Annotated in this window: 13 protein-coding genes and 1 pseudogene; 7 read left to right on the top strand and 7 right to left on the bottom strand. The window is 70.0% G+C overall.

The genetic code is table 11. The annotated features are described in order from the left end of the window. The 5 genes and pseudogenes from B9S58_RS15820 to B9S58_RS15800 form a co-directional block, all read right to left on the bottom strand. Positions 1–1100: pseudogene (locus tag B9S58_RS15820) on the bottom strand (TIGR02680 family protein); the annotation flags it as partial. Continuing rightward, complete coding sequence (locus B9S58_RS15815) at positions 1097–2551, bottom strand: TIGR02678 family protein (protein WP_103532746.1); 1455 nt, start codon at positions 2549–2551, stop codon at positions 1097–1099. The pseudogene B9S58_RS15820 and the gene B9S58_RS15815, both read right to left, overlap by 4 nt. Next, the gene (locus B9S58_RS15810; protein ID WP_258044579.1) at positions 2548–4146 is read right to left on the bottom strand and encodes a TIGR02677 family protein; all 1599 of its coding nucleotides are present in this window, start codon (positions 4144–4146) and stop codon (positions 2548–2550) included. Before B9S58_RS15810 ends, B9S58_RS15815 begins: the two co-directional genes overlap by 4 nt. 224 nt (positions 4147–4370) lie before the next feature. After that, positions 4371–5045 carry an IS3 family transposase gene (locus B9S58_RS15805; protein WP_103532745.1) on the bottom strand — a complete coding sequence of 225 codons (675 nt, stop codon included), beginning with the start codon at positions 5043–5045 and terminating at the stop codon, positions 4371–4373. Then, complete coding sequence (locus tag B9S58_RS15800) at positions 5046–6368, bottom strand: hypothetical protein (protein ID WP_146063515.1); 1323 nt, start codon at positions 6366–6368, stop codon at positions 5046–5048. It lies immediately after the preceding gene. Between the two features lie 383 nt (positions 6369–6751). On the opposite strand from B9S58_RS15800, the gene B9S58_RS15795 reads away from it, so the two are divergent. The 7 genes from B9S58_RS15795 (at position 6752) to B9S58_RS15765 (ending at position 12731) form a co-directional block, all read left to right on the top strand. Next, on the top strand, positions 6752–7006 hold the full coding sequence (locus B9S58_RS15795; RefSeq protein ID WP_219818892.1) for a phosphopantetheine-binding protein: 255 nt from the start codon (positions 6752–6754) through the stop codon (positions 7004–7006). A gap of 44 nt (positions 7007–7050) precedes the next feature. Next, positions 7051–8349: a beta-ketoacyl synthase gene (locus B9S58_RS15790; RefSeq protein WP_103532743.1), complete on the top strand. Its 1299-nt coding sequence runs from the start codon at positions 7051–7053 to the stop codon at positions 8347–8349. Between the two features lie 250 nt (positions 8350–8599). Continuing rightward, complete coding sequence (locus B9S58_RS15785) at positions 8600–9493, top strand: 3-oxoacyl-ACP synthase III family protein (RefSeq protein ID WP_219818891.1); 894 nt, start codon at positions 8600–8602, stop codon at positions 9491–9493. After that, the gene (locus tag B9S58_RS15780; RefSeq protein ID WP_103532741.1) at positions 9493–10356 is read left to right on the top strand and encodes a hypothetical protein; all 864 of its coding nucleotides are present in this window, start codon (positions 9493–9495) and stop codon (positions 10354–10356) included. The genes B9S58_RS15785 and B9S58_RS15780 overlap by 1 nt, the downstream gene beginning before the upstream one ends. Positions 10357–10374: 18 nt before the next feature. Continuing rightward, positions 10375–11250 carry an SDR family oxidoreductase gene (locus B9S58_RS15775; RefSeq protein WP_103532740.1) on the top strand — a complete coding sequence of 292 codons (876 nt, stop codon included), beginning with the start codon at positions 10375–10377 and terminating at the stop codon, positions 11248–11250. Positions 11251–11364: 114 nt separating this feature from the next. Continuing rightward, positions 11365–11703: a DUF1330 domain-containing protein gene (locus tag B9S58_RS15770; protein WP_103532739.1), complete on the top strand. Its 339-nt coding sequence runs from the start codon at positions 11365–11367 to the stop codon at positions 11701–11703. Continuing rightward, positions 11700–12731 carry a beta-ketoacyl-ACP synthase III gene (locus tag B9S58_RS15765; RefSeq protein WP_103532738.1) on the top strand — a complete coding sequence of 344 codons (1032 nt, stop codon included), beginning with the start codon at positions 11700–11702 and terminating at the stop codon, positions 12729–12731. Before B9S58_RS15770 ends, B9S58_RS15765 begins: the two co-directional genes overlap by 4 nt. 371 nt (positions 12732–13102) lie before the next feature. On the opposite strand, the gene B9S58_RS15760 is transcribed toward B9S58_RS15765, so the two are convergent. Both B9S58_RS15760 and B9S58_RS37505 read right to left on the bottom strand, forming a co-directional pair. Next, positions 13103–13462 (bottom strand): hypothetical protein, encoded by a 360-nt coding sequence (locus tag B9S58_RS15760; RefSeq protein ID WP_146063514.1) that lies wholly within the window; start codon positions 13460–13462, stop codon positions 13103–13105. A gap of 11 nt (positions 13463–13473) precedes the next feature. Then, complete coding sequence (locus B9S58_RS37505; protein WP_146063513.1) at positions 13474–13749, bottom strand: hypothetical protein; 276 nt, start codon at positions 13747–13749, stop codon at positions 13474–13476. Between the last annotated feature and the right edge of the window lie 10 nt (positions 13750–13759).

Here is a 13759-nt window from a genome sequence, read left to right as displayed (position 1 = left end):
GTGGCGGCGGTGCGGCGTTCGCGCTCGGCGGCAGCCTGCCGGGCGGTCTGTTCGCAGGTGCGCACCAGGCGTTCCAGATCGGCGAGTTGCTCGACGGCCTGATAGGCGGCCGAGGAGCGCAGCTGCTCCAGGCGGGCGCGCAGCGCGGCGAGCGCGGCGTCGGCCTCGTCGGCCCGCGCTCCGGCCGCCTCGCGCTGCTCTCGGGCCTGGTCGAGATCCGCTTCCGACGTGGCATGGGCGCGTTCACGCTCGCCGCTCTCGGCCCGCCGCGCGCTGAGCCTGTCGGCTGCGACGCGGGCGTTGACCCGCAGGTACGTCGAGTATGCCGCGAGGAAGGACCGGGTGGCCTCGTCGGCGGCGACCAGGCCCTCCAGGGTGCGCTGCACGGACTCCATGTCGTCGAAGGAGCGGGCGGCCTCACCGATCAGGTCCTCGTCCAGCGGGCGCAAGCCCTCGGTGAGCGTGTCGGAAAGCTTGGCCGGGTCGAGGTTCTTGGCGAGCTGGGGTCGGCGCAGCGTGAGGATGAGGGTGAGCAGCTGTTCGTAGCGCTCCCGGCCGAGGCCGAACAGGCGCTGGTCGACGGCGGTGCGGTAGTCCGTGGCCGAGACGATCACCTCGGCGCTCAGCGGGGCGAGTTCGGCTGCCAGCTGCTTCTTCGTCAGCGGCCGGTCGTCGTCGGTGAGCAGGGAGAAGTCCTCGCCGACGCGGCCGTCGGCGACGAAGTGCCAGCGGGCGGGGGTGTCCCGGTGCTTCTGGGCGTGCAGGCCGATGCCGCAGGTGACGGCCTGCCCCGTGGTGCGGTGGGTGAACTCGATCCATACGTAGCCGAGCGCGCCCTCCTGCCCGCGAAAGAGCAGGTTGGACTTCATGGTGCGGTCCTCGGCGGCGAACGGGTTGAGCCGCTTGGGGTCGATCCGCCCGTCGAGGACGAACGGGAAGAGCACTTCGAGGGCCTTGGTCTTGCCGGATCCGTTGGGACCGCGCAGCACCAGCCAGCCGCCGGCGAAGGAGAACTCCTCGTCGCGGTAGTCCCACAGGTTGACGATCCCGGCGCGGGTGGGCACGAACCGGGGCTGGAGGTCGGTGGGAGGGGTGCTCACTGGGCGGGGTCCTTCACGTCGTCTGCGGGGAACAGGGCGTCGGGGGCCGCTGCTTCGGGGCTGCCGGTGCTCGGGGGGCTGGGGGTGGCGCGAACGCGGGGGCGTGCCTTCACCTCAGCCGTCACTCCGCGGTAGCGGGCCAGCAGCGGCAGCGCGAGAACCCCGCCCGCCACCCTCACGACGAGCGACATGGCGGCCAGCAGGTCCACTGCCTGGTCGAGGAGCCGGTCGGGGTCGCCGCGCAGGTCGGCGGCGAACCCGGCACCGTACCGCTCGGTGATCTCCTTGGTCCGTGCGCGCAGCCAGGAGGTGGTGACGAAGGGGTAGCGGAATTCCGGGGCGGCCGGCGCCGCGTTCTCCCCCTCCGCTTCCTCCGTATCCTCCCGGTCCGCCGTGGCCTGTTCGAACACACCCTGCGCGGGGAGAGCGAGGTCGATGCGGCCGGCCCGGTCCGCGAGGCGCTCGGCGGCACTCGGCACGGGCAGCAGCTCGGGCGCGTGCCGCCCGGTGCGCGCCGCGGCCTCGCTGATCCGCGCGCCGAGCAGCAGGGCGGCCTGCGCGACGGTGCCGCCGCCGGGGAACCGTGTATCGGAGAGGCGTCCCGAGGTGTCCACCAGGGCGACACCTTCCGCACGCCGCTCGATGGTGAGGCCGGTGAGGCGGGTGAGGTCCTCGGCCAGTGCGGGGGCACGCAGCTGGCCGGTCAGCTCGGGGTCGGCGTCGGCGTAGTAGGCGACCGGGTGCTCCAGGACCAGGCGCCTCGCCCGCCGGGAAGCGGAGAGCCGCTGGGCCCGTCGCCCCTCGGACAGGCTCCGCGCGCCCGCCGAGTCCAGCAGGGCGGTCACCGACGTGACGTGCTGGAGGACGCGGGTGGGCTGGTGGACGGCGGTGAGCACCTCCCGGTCGATGTCGTACAGCGCCTCGGCCCGCTCCGGATCAGCGGCCCAGGAGGCGGCCGAGCCGTCGGCCAGGCGCAGCGCGCCGCGTTCGGTGAGCCAGCTGACGGCGTCGACGAAGGCGTCCCGGTCGTGCTTGCGGCCGGTGTCCAGGCCGAGCCCGTCGATGCGGGCGGCGTCGGCGGCGACGGCGTCGGCGAGTTCGCCGAGCGCGACCTGCGCGCCGTGGCGGCCCAGCACGGCCAGGCTGAGGGCGAGGTAGGCGTAGCGGCGCCGGTCGAAGGGGCGACCGGACCGGCTGAGCGCGGGCCGGGTGGGGTCCAGTTGGTCCTGGGCACGCTGGAGGCGGGCGGTGTCGGCGGTGGTGATCAGCCGGTAGCCGAGCACCTCCATCAGGTCGGTACGCAACTGCTCGGCCCAGCGCCGCACGGTCGCCAGCGCGGCTCCGTCCGGGTACACGGACGTGATCAGCGGATGCCGCAGTACGAGACGTACGGCCTTCTGGTAATCGGCCAGTTCCAGGGCCGATACGTTCTCGGCGACGCGGGTGCTCATCCGGTGACCTCCAGGCGCAGTCCCTCCAGGTGCAGGTCGCCACGCACGGTGCGCACCGTGGTGAACGCCTCGCCGGGCCCCGCCGGGACGAGGGTGAGCCGCACCCCGTGCGCCGAGCCCGAGGCCGTCGGCCCCGCGACCCCCCGGGTGACCGGCACTCGTGCGGCCAGAGCCACGTCCATGAGGGAGAGCAGGGCGCGGGTCTCGGCCTCGTCCAGGACCCTGCCGTACGCGCCGTCGCGGGCCAGCGCGACAGCCGCCCCCCGGCGCTCGGCCTGCTCCTTGATCTGCGCGGCCCGCAGCCGGGCCCGCTCGGCGTCGTTGCGTTCGATCCGTCCCGGCCCCTTGAGGGCAGGAGTACGGCCGGACTGCACCAGCGTGCGGGCCAGCTCCACCGGCTCGGCCTCCCACCACGAGGTACGCCCGGAAATCAGTTCGGGGTCCGGATAGGGGACGGCGATGTGCCGGGGCGCACCGAGCCCGAACACCGCCTGGAACAGGGCATGCGCGTCGTCGTCGCTGACACATGAGGTGAACCACTGGGCGAGGTGGCGCAGCTGGCTCTCCCGGCTGACTCCGCCCCGCCGTGCTTCGGTGACCCGCCGCAGCAGCGCGAGGACCGAGCGGATCGCCGTGACCGTGGCGTCCTGCAACCGCTCCGCCTCGCTGTGCTCACGCTCCCCGAACCAGTGCACGATGCCGCCCCACCGCTGCCGCCAGTCCTCCAGACGGGCGGCCGGGGTCCGGAAGAGCCGCTCGTCGGCCTCCGCGGCGTACTCGACCATCCGGTCCACGCCGCTGGCCGCGGCCTTCTCCACCGCCTCGGCGAGCAGCGGGGCGTAACGCCCGAGTTCGGCGGTGAACTCCCGCATGTGCGCGAGCAGCGCGTCCTTGTGCGCGAGGAACACCTCGGGCCGGGTGTCGTTGGTCCGCGCCAGGTCGCCGAGCATCAGATAGAAGCGGGCGGCCCGCTGTGCCATCTCGTTCAGCACGGAGTCCAGGCGGCCCAGCTTCCGGTAGACCTCCTCGGCGTCGCCCGCGGCGTTCGCCTCGGCGAGGGCGGCCAGGTCGGCGAGGATGTCGGGGAAGACGAGCCGGGAGAGCTGCGCGTCCTCCAAGGCGGCGCCGAGCACGTCCTCCACCGCCCGGTAGGCCCGGTATCCGGCCTGGGTGAACTGGTACACGTAGTGCCGGTTGCGGTACTCCGCCAGGTTCGCCGCCCGCGTCCCGTCGTAGCTGCGGTCCAGGACCCGCCACTCGGCGAGCGCGTCCAGCAGCGGCTGTACGTCACCCACGGCCGCCCCTGGACGGTCCGCGACGAGCCTGCCCACCAGGGCGGCGGCGTCGGAAGCGTGCAGCAGCACCTGGTAGTTGGCCCGGCCTCTCTCGAAGGCCCGCAGCAGCCACAGGTACTCGTGACGCTTCTCGGCGGCCGCGAAGTGGAAGAGCCGCAGCCGGTCGTCGAGGGTGAAGGCATCGATCCCGAAAGCATCCTCGTCTCCGTCCTCCGGGGGCGTCGGGCCCGGACTGGCGGAGCCAAGGGGCACAGAGGCTGCCGGCACAACCGAGGGCAGGGCCAGGGAATCGTCACTCACGGGCGTCAGCGGCTTCCTCGTACGACGGGACGGAACCGGCGGGACAGAGCCAGACCTGACCCCAGTCTGCCGCCCGGACACCAGGCTAGAAAAACCCGCTCACCGAATCCATCCGCGCTGTGAACCGTCCCGGGTTCGGTAGAGATCTCAGATGTTGGTTGTGACCTGGGCTTTCGTGCTGCTCAGGTAGTGGTTGGCTTCGTACTCGGCGGGCGGAAGGTGCCCTATCTCACCGTGGAGTCGGGTGTGGTTGTACCAGTCGGTCCATTCGGCGGTGGCCAGCTCGACCTGGGCGAGGATCGCCAGGGCTCCTGCGGCTTGATCACCTCGGCTCTGAAGACGCCGATCGTGGACTCCATCAGCGCGTTGTCGTACGCGTCGCCGACCGATCCGATCGAGGCGCCGATGCCGGCCTTCTCCATATGCTCGGCCAGCATGAAGGACGTATATTGCGACCCTGCGTCCGAGTGATGTACCAACTCGCGTAGAAGGGACGGCTGTTGGTCGCGGTCGCGTTGCCACAGTCCCATGTCCAGGGCGTCCAGGACGAGCCGGGGCTGCTTCGTGGTCGAGGCGGACCAGCCGACGATTCGGCGGGAGAAGGTGTCCACGACGAAGGCGACGTAGACCACGCCGGAGAAGGTGGCGACATGGGTGAAGTCGGCGACCCAGCAGCGGTTCGGCGCGCTGGCGACGAAGTCGCGGTCGACCAGGTCCGGCGCCCTTGGCGCGGAGGGGTCCGGGATCGTGGTGATCACTCTCTTGCCGCGGACTGCGCCGGAAATGCCGAGCTCGCGCATGAGACGTTCGACGGTGCAGCGGGCCGCGGTCCGGCCCTGGCGATTCAGGTGTCCACCGGTTGTCCACCGAGACCCTTCAAGATCCCCTGACACAGTCATTCATTGCTCTATGGGCCGTGCGCGTTGACTGAGGACGAGAGCGGCACGGTGGAGGAGTGTCGCAGCGGCGGGGTGACGGTGGAAGGCGCGGGACTGGGCGATGGCCTGGCGCAGCGCGGCGGTGATCCGGGCGCTGTTCACGGGCGGGATCGTATCGAGGAACAGGTGCCAGGTCGCGTAGGCCTGGTCGAACTGCTGACCGTCCAACCGTGTGGAGGCTATTTGCGCCAGGGTCAGGGCCCTGGCCCGCTGTTCGCCCGCCGCGCGCTGGCTCAGAGCATCGTCCAGAGAGGCCAGCGTGTTGGGGTGGTCCTTGGCCGCCCGAAACAACTGGGCTCGCTGGTAAGCGAGTGCCGCAAGGTGGAAGCCACCGACTGCGGGGGACATATCAGTGGCACCGTGCATCAGGTGCTCGGCTCGGGCCAGCGCCGCCCGGCCGCTTCTGTGGTCGCCGCAGGCGCCGTAGGTGACGGCGAGCTGACTGAACAGGGATGCGCCGGTGTGAGGAGGGACGCAACTGCCCGCGATCTCGAGGGCGCTTTGCGCGAGCTCCCTGGACTCGGTCCGGTTTCCCAAGGACAGGGTGAGAATGCTCAGCCCGCGTAATGCCGTGGCGGACATCTCGGGATCGTTCGCCTCGTAGGCCAGGCGCAGAGCAATCAGGTAGTAATGCCGCGCCTGGCCGGGCCGGGCACAGTCCATGTTCATGAAAGCACTGAGATAGCTCAACTGGGCGGCCACGACCAGCAGCTCACGCCGCGCTGTGGGGCCGGCAGGGCTTCGTAACCATGGGGCGACCGTCCAGGCGAGGTAGCTCTGGAGTGCCTGCCGGGCATGGCCACCGCCGAAGGTGAGGTCTCCTTTGGAGAAGAGTACGAGGAGTTGCCGTGCAGAGTCCACCTCCTTCCGGCCGACCCTCCTTGATGCCCTGGAGCCCTGGGACGGAACTGGGGGGCCGGCCGGCTCAAACATGCCCTGGGGGCGGAAGACGAGCGATCCATGCTGTGCGGTCGGGCGTTTACCTGCTTGCGCGAGGAGTGTGAACAGATCCGTCATGTCGCTGTGGGGGGGTGGAGCGGGTGGGTGGAGTCCGGCATCGGCGACCTCCAGGGTTCTGCCAAGGCGTTGGGAGAGCACCGCCGCGATGAGTTCCGGTGCGGGTGTCCGGGGCATGGTCCCGGTCAGCCAGTGGGCAACGGATGTTCGATCGTAGCGCAGAGTGATACCTCTGCGGCCTCCCTCCTCGTTTACCGCGTTCGCCAACTGCTGGCTCGTCCAGTGTGTTTCGTCGAGGAGTGCACGGAGCTTGATGTTGGTGTTCATTCTCTCGGGGTGATTCTCCGCAAGGATCGCACCAGGGCGCCCTGTTCGCCCAGAGATCATCACCCACCCTCCTTCCGGTCCTGCTCGTTCATGCCACCCAGGCTGGTTCCCCATGGCGAGAGGAAGATGCACCGCTTCAACCATTTCCCGTTCGAGTGCCTTTGGTGCACGAAAGACAGCCGAGACTCTGCAGGCTGAGCGACTTCCCCCCTGAACGCACGGTAGTTCGATTTCGGGGTCACCCGTACGGGTTACTTAGAACATTTCAACACCGTCAGGTTTTCAACATCAGCCGGCGTATTCGTCCTGTACAGGATCCAAGGGCCTCTGTTGTCCTGAACTGCGTGCGGTGAAGCACACAAAAGACCCGAGGAGGGAATCTGATGATGGGAAATACGGCAGCTCCCAGCCCTGTGTTCGCTGCCATCGCCGCCGAGGTGGCGAGGCTCGCGGAGATCCCGGTGGGGAGTGTCCTGCCGCACGCGGATCTGCGGGACGACCTGGATCTGGACTCGCTCAGCATGGTCGAGCTTCTGGCCGTCGTGGAGGACCGCTACGGGTGCGTCGTACCTGACGAGGAGGCGGAGCGGATCCGCACAGTCACGGATCTCGTGGCCCTTGTGGAAGTTGTCCGTTGACGGTCGACGGTGGCGGCGGCAGTGAAGGAGAGGTAGGTGAATTGGTGGACTGGCGCGGGGACGCGGTGGTGATCACCGGTGTGGGGATGACGACCCCCCTGGGGGGTGACACGCCCTCGACCTGGAAGGCGGTGGCTGAGGGCTGCTCGGCGGGACGCTGGCTGCCGAATGCCCGGGGCGCGGCGCGGCCTGCGGGCATCGGCGCCCCCGTGGCGGTCGAGCCGCTGTCCGTACTCGACGGGCGCGGTCTGCGGCGGCTCGACCGCTCGGGGCAGTTGGCCCTTGTGGCGGCGCGTGAGGCATGGGCGGACGCCAGGCTGCCACGTCCCGTTCCAGCTTTCGGTGACCGGCTGGACCCGGCCGAGACCGCAGTGGTGGTGGGAACGGCCCTCGGCGCGGTGGAACGCACCCTTGCGATGCACGACGAGCTGCGGGAGAAGACCACGCGGAAGGTGTCCCCGTTCACCATTCCGGCGATGATCGCCGACAGCGCGGCCGTACGGATCGGCCTCGATCTCGGAGTGCGGGGCGGTGTGCACACTCTGGTGAGTGCGTGCGCCGCCGGGGCGGAGGCCGTGGCCGCCGGTGTGGCCTTGCTCCGGTGCGGTCAGGCACGTGCGGTACTGGCCGTCGGAACCGACGCCGCGCTGGTCCCGCTGGTCATAGCCGGCTTTGGTGCGGCCCTCGCCCTGGCACCGGACTCCGACGGGAACCCCTCCGAAGTGTCGCGCCCCTTCGACCGCCGCCGCCGCGGCTTCCTGCTCGCCGAGGGCGCCGCCGCGGTCGTGCTGGAGCGGCGCTCTACCGCATGGGCCCGTGGTGCCGTGCCCTACTGCGAGATCGCCGGGGTGGGCCGTACCTCCGACGCCTACGACCTCGTCCAGCCACCACCGGACGGCCGGGGGATCGCGGCAGCCGTCGGTGCTGCCCTCGACGACGCCGGCACGGTCCCGGAGGCGGTTGCCATGGTCAGCGCCCACGCGACCGGAACCTGGCGCGGTGACGCGGCCGAGGCTGCGGCCCTGCGCCAGGTGTTCGGGCCGTTCGCAGACCGGATTCCGGTCTGCGCCGTCAAGTCCGGACTGGGGCACATGCTGGGTGCGGCGGGGGTGGCCCAGACCGCGCTCGCCGCGCTCTCGCTCAGCCGGCGTCTGGTGCCGCCCATCGTCAACCTGGACGAGCCCGAAGACCTGGGCCTCGACCTGGTACGTGACGCCCCGCGGCCCCTCGACGGTGTGCCGGGCGCGATGGCGCTGAGCAACGCCTCCGGGTTCGGCGGGCACAACGTCGCCCTCGTGTTGCGTGCGGTGGGGCCCGACAGGTCGGGGAGCGGTCATGAATGACCCGCTCCTCCCTGAGAGAGAGCCCGACGACCCCACGATGGTCGGCCGTGTTACGGGACCGAGAGAAACATCAGAGAGTCCTGCCGCTGACACCCCCAAGGGGGCGGTGCTCCACTCCCGCATCGAATCCCTCGGGGTGTACCTGCCTGAGAAGCGGGTGACCAGCGCAGAGCTGGACGCCGAGATGACTCATCGGCTTTCCTTGGGGCTCGGCCGGTTCTCAGGCGTTTCCGAGCGGCGCGTGTGCGGCGTGCACGAGGACAGTGTCACCATGGCGGCCGAGGCCGCCCGCCGATGCCTGGAACGCTCCCGCTACTCCGTCGGCGACCTGGACGCCGTTGTGTGCACGCCGGTCATCCGACTGCGGGAGCCTGGCCGACTCGCATGGGAGCCTTCCCTGGCGGCCGAGACGGCACGTGCGCTCGGCGCCCGTCCGTCCGTCCAGTTCGACCTGATCAACGCCTGCGCCGGCATGCTCACCGGGATCCTGGTCCTGGACCGGATGATCCGGTCGGGGCGGATCCGCAGGGGCATGGTGGTCAGCGGGGAGCCATGCAGCATCCTGGCCCACCGAGCCCTGCACGACGTGGACGGGCCACGCCACCCACAGCTCGCTTCCCTCACAACAGGAGATGCCGCCGCCTGCGTCATCGTGGACGCCGCACAGAACACGTGCCCGGACCGCATTCACGGCATCGAGATGATGACCAGCGCAGAGTTCGCTCACCACTGCAAGGCGATGCCCTCGCCCGTGCGTCCCGGCCTGGTCATGCTCACCGACACCGCCCGGCTCCACGACACCCGAGCCGTCCGACAGTGGACCGCCCTGCACGCCGCGCGTCCGGAGTCGTTCACCGACCCGACACCGAGCCAGTGCGACTACCTGATCCCCCATCAGGTCAGTACCCACTTCGTCCACCGCATCCGGCGCAGCGGGCAGCGAAGCCTCGGGCCCATGCCACCGGCCGTCAGTGTGGTCGGCAGGTACGGCAACACAGCCAGCACCTCGCTGTTCGTGGCCCTGCACGATCACTTCACCACCCGGCGCCCCGAACAGCCCGAGCGCTTCCTGCTCGTCTCCAAGGCATCCGGCGTCGTCAGCGGCATCGCCACCGTGACACTCTCGCCCCGGGCGGTGGTGTGATGACACTGATCACGGCCACCGCCTTCCGCTACGGACTCGGCGACGGAGTCGTCTCCCAGGCCGTCCACGTGGCCCGACAGGTACTGCACCGGCAGCCGGAACCGGGCCGGAACGTGGACCTTCTCGTCTTCGCAGGCATCTACCGCGACGACAACCTGATCGAACCCGCCACCGCCGCACTCGTCCAGCACGGACTCGCGCTCGGCCTGGTGCACGACCCCGACGAGCCCCCCGCCTCCCCTACCCTCTCCTTCGATCTCCTCAGCGGCTCCTGTTCGGTACTGGAAGCCGTGGCGACCGTACGGTCCTTCTTCCTCACGGGCAGCGCGCGAACAGCTCTGATCGTGGCAGCCGACGGCTTCCCGGTCGACGGCCCACCCACCCCGTTCACCTCGGCGGCCGGAGCCTTCCTCCTCACCGCCGCCGACCCAGGCATCGGATTCGGGCCGGTACACACCCGCTACGAACCGAAGCAAGCCTCACCGCTGGAGTCGTACGGCGACATCCACAACTCCACCACCCGTATCCTCCTAGCCCCTGACGCCGCCGACCGTACGGCCGCGCGCTCCTCTGCTCTGGCCCGCGCCGTCACTGAGGAACACCAACTCGACCCGGCCCGGCTCACACTGCTCCTCAACACCCCCGTCCGCGGTGTCGCGCACAAGGTCACCCGCCGTCTTGGTATCTCTCCGCATCAGGTACGCGAGCCCGACCCCATGCGCGGACTCCCGCACACAGCTGCGCCGATGCTCGCCTACAGCCAAGCTCTCGCGGCCGGACGGGTCCATTCGGACAGGCCCCTGCTCTTCCTTTCGGCGGGCTCCGGCCCATCGGAGTCCTGCGTCCTGTACCGACCGGTCTGAACGAGAGGATTACCCGTCATGTCCCGTTTCACCGACGGTCACCCTGCCACCGTTGCCTTGGTCACCGGGGGCGGCTCCGGCATCGGCCTCGCCCTGGCACGTCGGCTCCTGGCCCGCGACGGCGTCACCATAGTGATCGCAGGCCGCAACGAACAGCGTCTGCTCACGGCCGTCAAGGAACTGCGCGGCGTCTCCCCCCGGGCCTCCCACGCCGTCCTGGACGTACGGGACCCAGAAGCGTTCCACGACGTGTGCACCCGCGTCCAGCGCGAATACGGCTCGCTGGACCTCCTGGTGAACAACGCAGGCGTCGCCGTCGCGGGATCGGTCGCCGAACTGGGTCTGGCGCACTGGCAGCGATCGATCGAGACCAACCTGTGCGGCGCGGTCCATGGAGTGCTGGCCGCCTACCCGCTGATGGCGGCCCAGGGCCGAGGCCACATCATCAACATCTCCTCCCTGGCAGGCATCATCCATGCTCCGCTCATGGGGCCCTACACCGTCGCCAAGGCCGGTGTCACCTCCCTGACGATGGTGCTGCGCGCCGAGGGCGCGCGGCACGGCGTGCGAGCCACCGCCGTCTGCCCCAGTCTGGTGGAAACTCCGATGCTGGAGCGGGTGAACGACGCACTGCCGGCCACGTGGATGAATGGCCACGCGAAGGAACAGATCAGCCGTCTCGGTCTGGGAATCGTCACCGCGGACTCCTTGGCCCGCCGAGTGCTGCGGGCCGTCGACCGCGACCGTGCGGTCGTCGTTGCCTCCTTCCGAGACCGGGTGGCCTGGTCCCTGGAACGCCATCTGCCCGCCGTGTCCGCCCGGGTCCGCTCGCGCTACGTCCGCGGCTACTCCGACTCCTCGGCGCCCGGTCCGGACGCCGTGAAGACGCGGTGACCCCAGGGTCGTTCCGCGCATCCCCCCGATGACCGGCCCCGCCCGACGCGGGTCGCCGCGTCCTGTCCCCCTACAACCGTCCCCGGCCGTGACCGGGGCACACGGAGGCAACCAGTGACTGTCTATATCGTCGTCCACGCCCACGAACTGAAGCCCACCGAGGACTGGATGGAGTACTTCACCACCCTGGACACCGTCCTGAAGGCCCACGGTGCCCGCCACCTGGCGGTGGGCCTGCCCGACGCAGTGATCGAGGGGAGCTGGGACGGGGCCGTGGCCATCCTCGAATTCCCCAGCACCGAAGCCTTCCACGCCTGTTATCAGGACCCTGCCTACCAGCGCGTCCTGCCGCTCAGGCAGAACTCCGCACGGCTGGACGCCGTCCTGGTCACACAGGCCGCACCAGGAGGGGCGACCCAGGCCGCCCGCACGATGAGCGGAGGGGCCACGTGACTTCACAGCGGGATGAGCGGGTCGCCGTCATCCGAGGCATCGGCACCTGCCTGCCACCGCGATCTGTCGACAACACCGAACTCTCCCGCACTCTGGACACCGGCGACGCATGGATCCGCTCCCGCACCGGCATCGCGGCGCGGCGCCGAGTGGCCCCCGGCACTTCGACCGGCGACCTGGCCGTCGCCGCAGGTGCGGCCGCCCTGCGTTCGGCCGGCATGGTGCGGCCGGGCACCGTCATCGTCGCCACCTCCACTCCGGACCACCGGCTGCCCTCCACCGCACCCGCCGTGGCGACCCGACTCGGCCTCGACGGCGCGGCCGCCTTCGACCTGAACGCTGTCTGCGCGGGATTCGTCTACGCCGTGTCCTACGCGTCGGCGATGATCCGTGCGGGTGCCGGGGACATCCTGGTCATCGGCGCAGACACCTACTCCACGATCGTGGACCCACTGGACCGGGGCACCGCCGTCATCTTCGGCGATGGCGCCGGCGCCATCCTGCTGACGGCAGGGAGAGCGGACGAGCCGGGCGCCGTCATCGCCACGCATCTGGGCAGCGACGGAGCCGGGCTGCCTCATGTACTCATCGAGGCGGGAGGATCGCGCTGTCCCGTCGCACCCCACGACACACCCCGAGCTGCCCGCCACCTGGCGATGAACGGCCGTCACGTCTACCTCCAGGCCGTACGCCGGATGACAGAGTCCTCGCTCGAGGTGCTACGCCGGGCCCGCTGGAAACCGGAGGAACTACACGCGGTGGTCGCCCACCAGGCCAATGAGCGCATCGTGGACGCCGTGGCGGAACGGCTCGAACTGCCAGCCTCCCTCATGGTCAAGTACATCCGAGACGTGGGGAACACAGCCGTCGCCTCCATCCCCCTGGCCCTCGCGGACGCGACCAAGCGCACCGCAGCACCCCCGTCCTCCCCGGCCCTGGCCACCGCCTTCGGCGGCGGCTTCTCCTGGGGCTCGATCGCGTTCACCTGGCCCGACGTGCACCCGGAAGAAGCTCCCCCCGCCTCCTGAGCGAGATGCCCCCACGCAGGCGGGCAAAGAGGGCGTCCCGGTCCTCCTGGCCCATCCGGGCCGTCGTCAGAGCGAGAAGCGACTGGTCGTCACACATCGCTCCATAGCAGGGCGGCTTCAAGTCTGAGTGATCTTGTAGGTGTGCAGGTCACGGCAGTGTGAGCCATAACGCTGCGGAGCAGGAAGAAGGCCCGGACCGCGTGGAACCAGGCCGTCGTACGACGACCCCGGTTCTTCGCCCACCGGGTCTGGACCACCACGCCCCCGTGTCTGGTGACCGGAACGACAAGAGCCGTATGACGAGAGATCGCCACGTACGGACCTGTGAGGGCCGAGGAGTGAGAGTCCCCTCGACCGCTCGGCGGGGAACTTCAGTGCTGGAGGTGCCAGGCGAGGCTCAGGATCGCGCCGACGGGCAGGGCGAACAGGCCAAGCAGGACCCTGTGCCGGCGAGTGTTGGGGAGCCCGGCCAGCGCGGGGTAGGCAAGCAGCGCCCCGGCCGCGACGACATCCACGACGAACACGATCGGCGGGGGCTTGATGGGGTGTGTCGCGGTGCGGTTCGCCCAGCCGGTGACGACTTCGAAGCTCGACAGCAGAATGAAGACCGCGGACAGGACGTTCGGGATCGCGGTCAGCGCGGCGTGCGGTGTGGAGTCGTCGTCGGGGTGCCGGCCGATCGCGACGAGAAGCCCGATGCTGTAAAGAACCGTCAGGGCGGGGACTGCCATCAGGGCCAGGGTCAACGTTTCTTCCCGCTTCCCGTGGATGATGCCGCCGCAGCGGCGGCGGGAATGATGATCACGATCAGAAGAAGCACGGCCAGGATGGCCAGGAGGTCGGATGTGGGTTCATCCTCGGGTGGGCCGATCCTTGCGATCGGGGTCGCTTCCCCCGATGTCTGTACCTGCGCCAGGGCCACCGTCGTCGGTACGGGCGATGCTGTCGCGTCGCTGCTCTGCGTGGGAAGGGGAGGGTCTTCGCGCAGCACCTCCGTCGTGGAAGGTTCGGTTTCCACGCGCTGGATG

This window comes from Streptomyces sp. SM11 (assembly GCF_002910905.1).
Taxonomy (GTDB): Bacteria; Actinomycetota; Actinomycetes; order Streptomycetales; family Streptomycetaceae; genus Streptomyces.
The sequence above is the reverse complement of the archived record's forward strand: the minus strand, read 5'-3'. Positions and strand labels throughout refer to the sequence as shown.

What these genes read in the sequence shown, in the direction of transcription:
- B9S58_RS15795 (WP_219818892.1), top strand. Translation starts at nt 6,752, where the DNA reads ATGATGGGAAATACGGCAGCTCCCAGCCCTGTGTTCGCTGCCATCGCC.
- B9S58_RS15815 (WP_103532746.1), bottom strand. Translation starts at nt 2,551, where the DNA reads ATGAGCACCCGCGTCGCCGAGAACGTATCGGCCCTGGAACTGGCCGAT.
- B9S58_RS15780 (WP_103532741.1), top strand. Translation starts at nt 9,493, where the DNA reads ATGACACTGATCACGGCCACCGCCTTCCGCTACGGACTCGGCGACGGA.
- B9S58_RS15800 (WP_146063515.1), bottom strand. Translation starts at nt 6,368, where the DNA reads ATGAACACCAACATCAAGCTCCGTGCACTCCTCGACGAAACACACTGG.
- B9S58_RS15760 (WP_146063514.1), bottom strand. Translation starts at nt 13,462, where the DNA reads ATGGCAGTCCCCGCCCTGACGGTTCTTTACAGCATCGGGCTTCTCGTC.
- B9S58_RS15805 (WP_103532745.1), bottom strand. Translation starts at nt 5,045, where the DNA reads ATGACTGTGTCAGGGGATCTTGAAGGGTCTCGGTGGACAACCGGTGGA.
- B9S58_RS15775 (WP_103532740.1), top strand. Translation starts at nt 10,375, where the DNA reads ATGTCCCGTTTCACCGACGGTCACCCTGCCACCGTTGCCTTGGTCACC.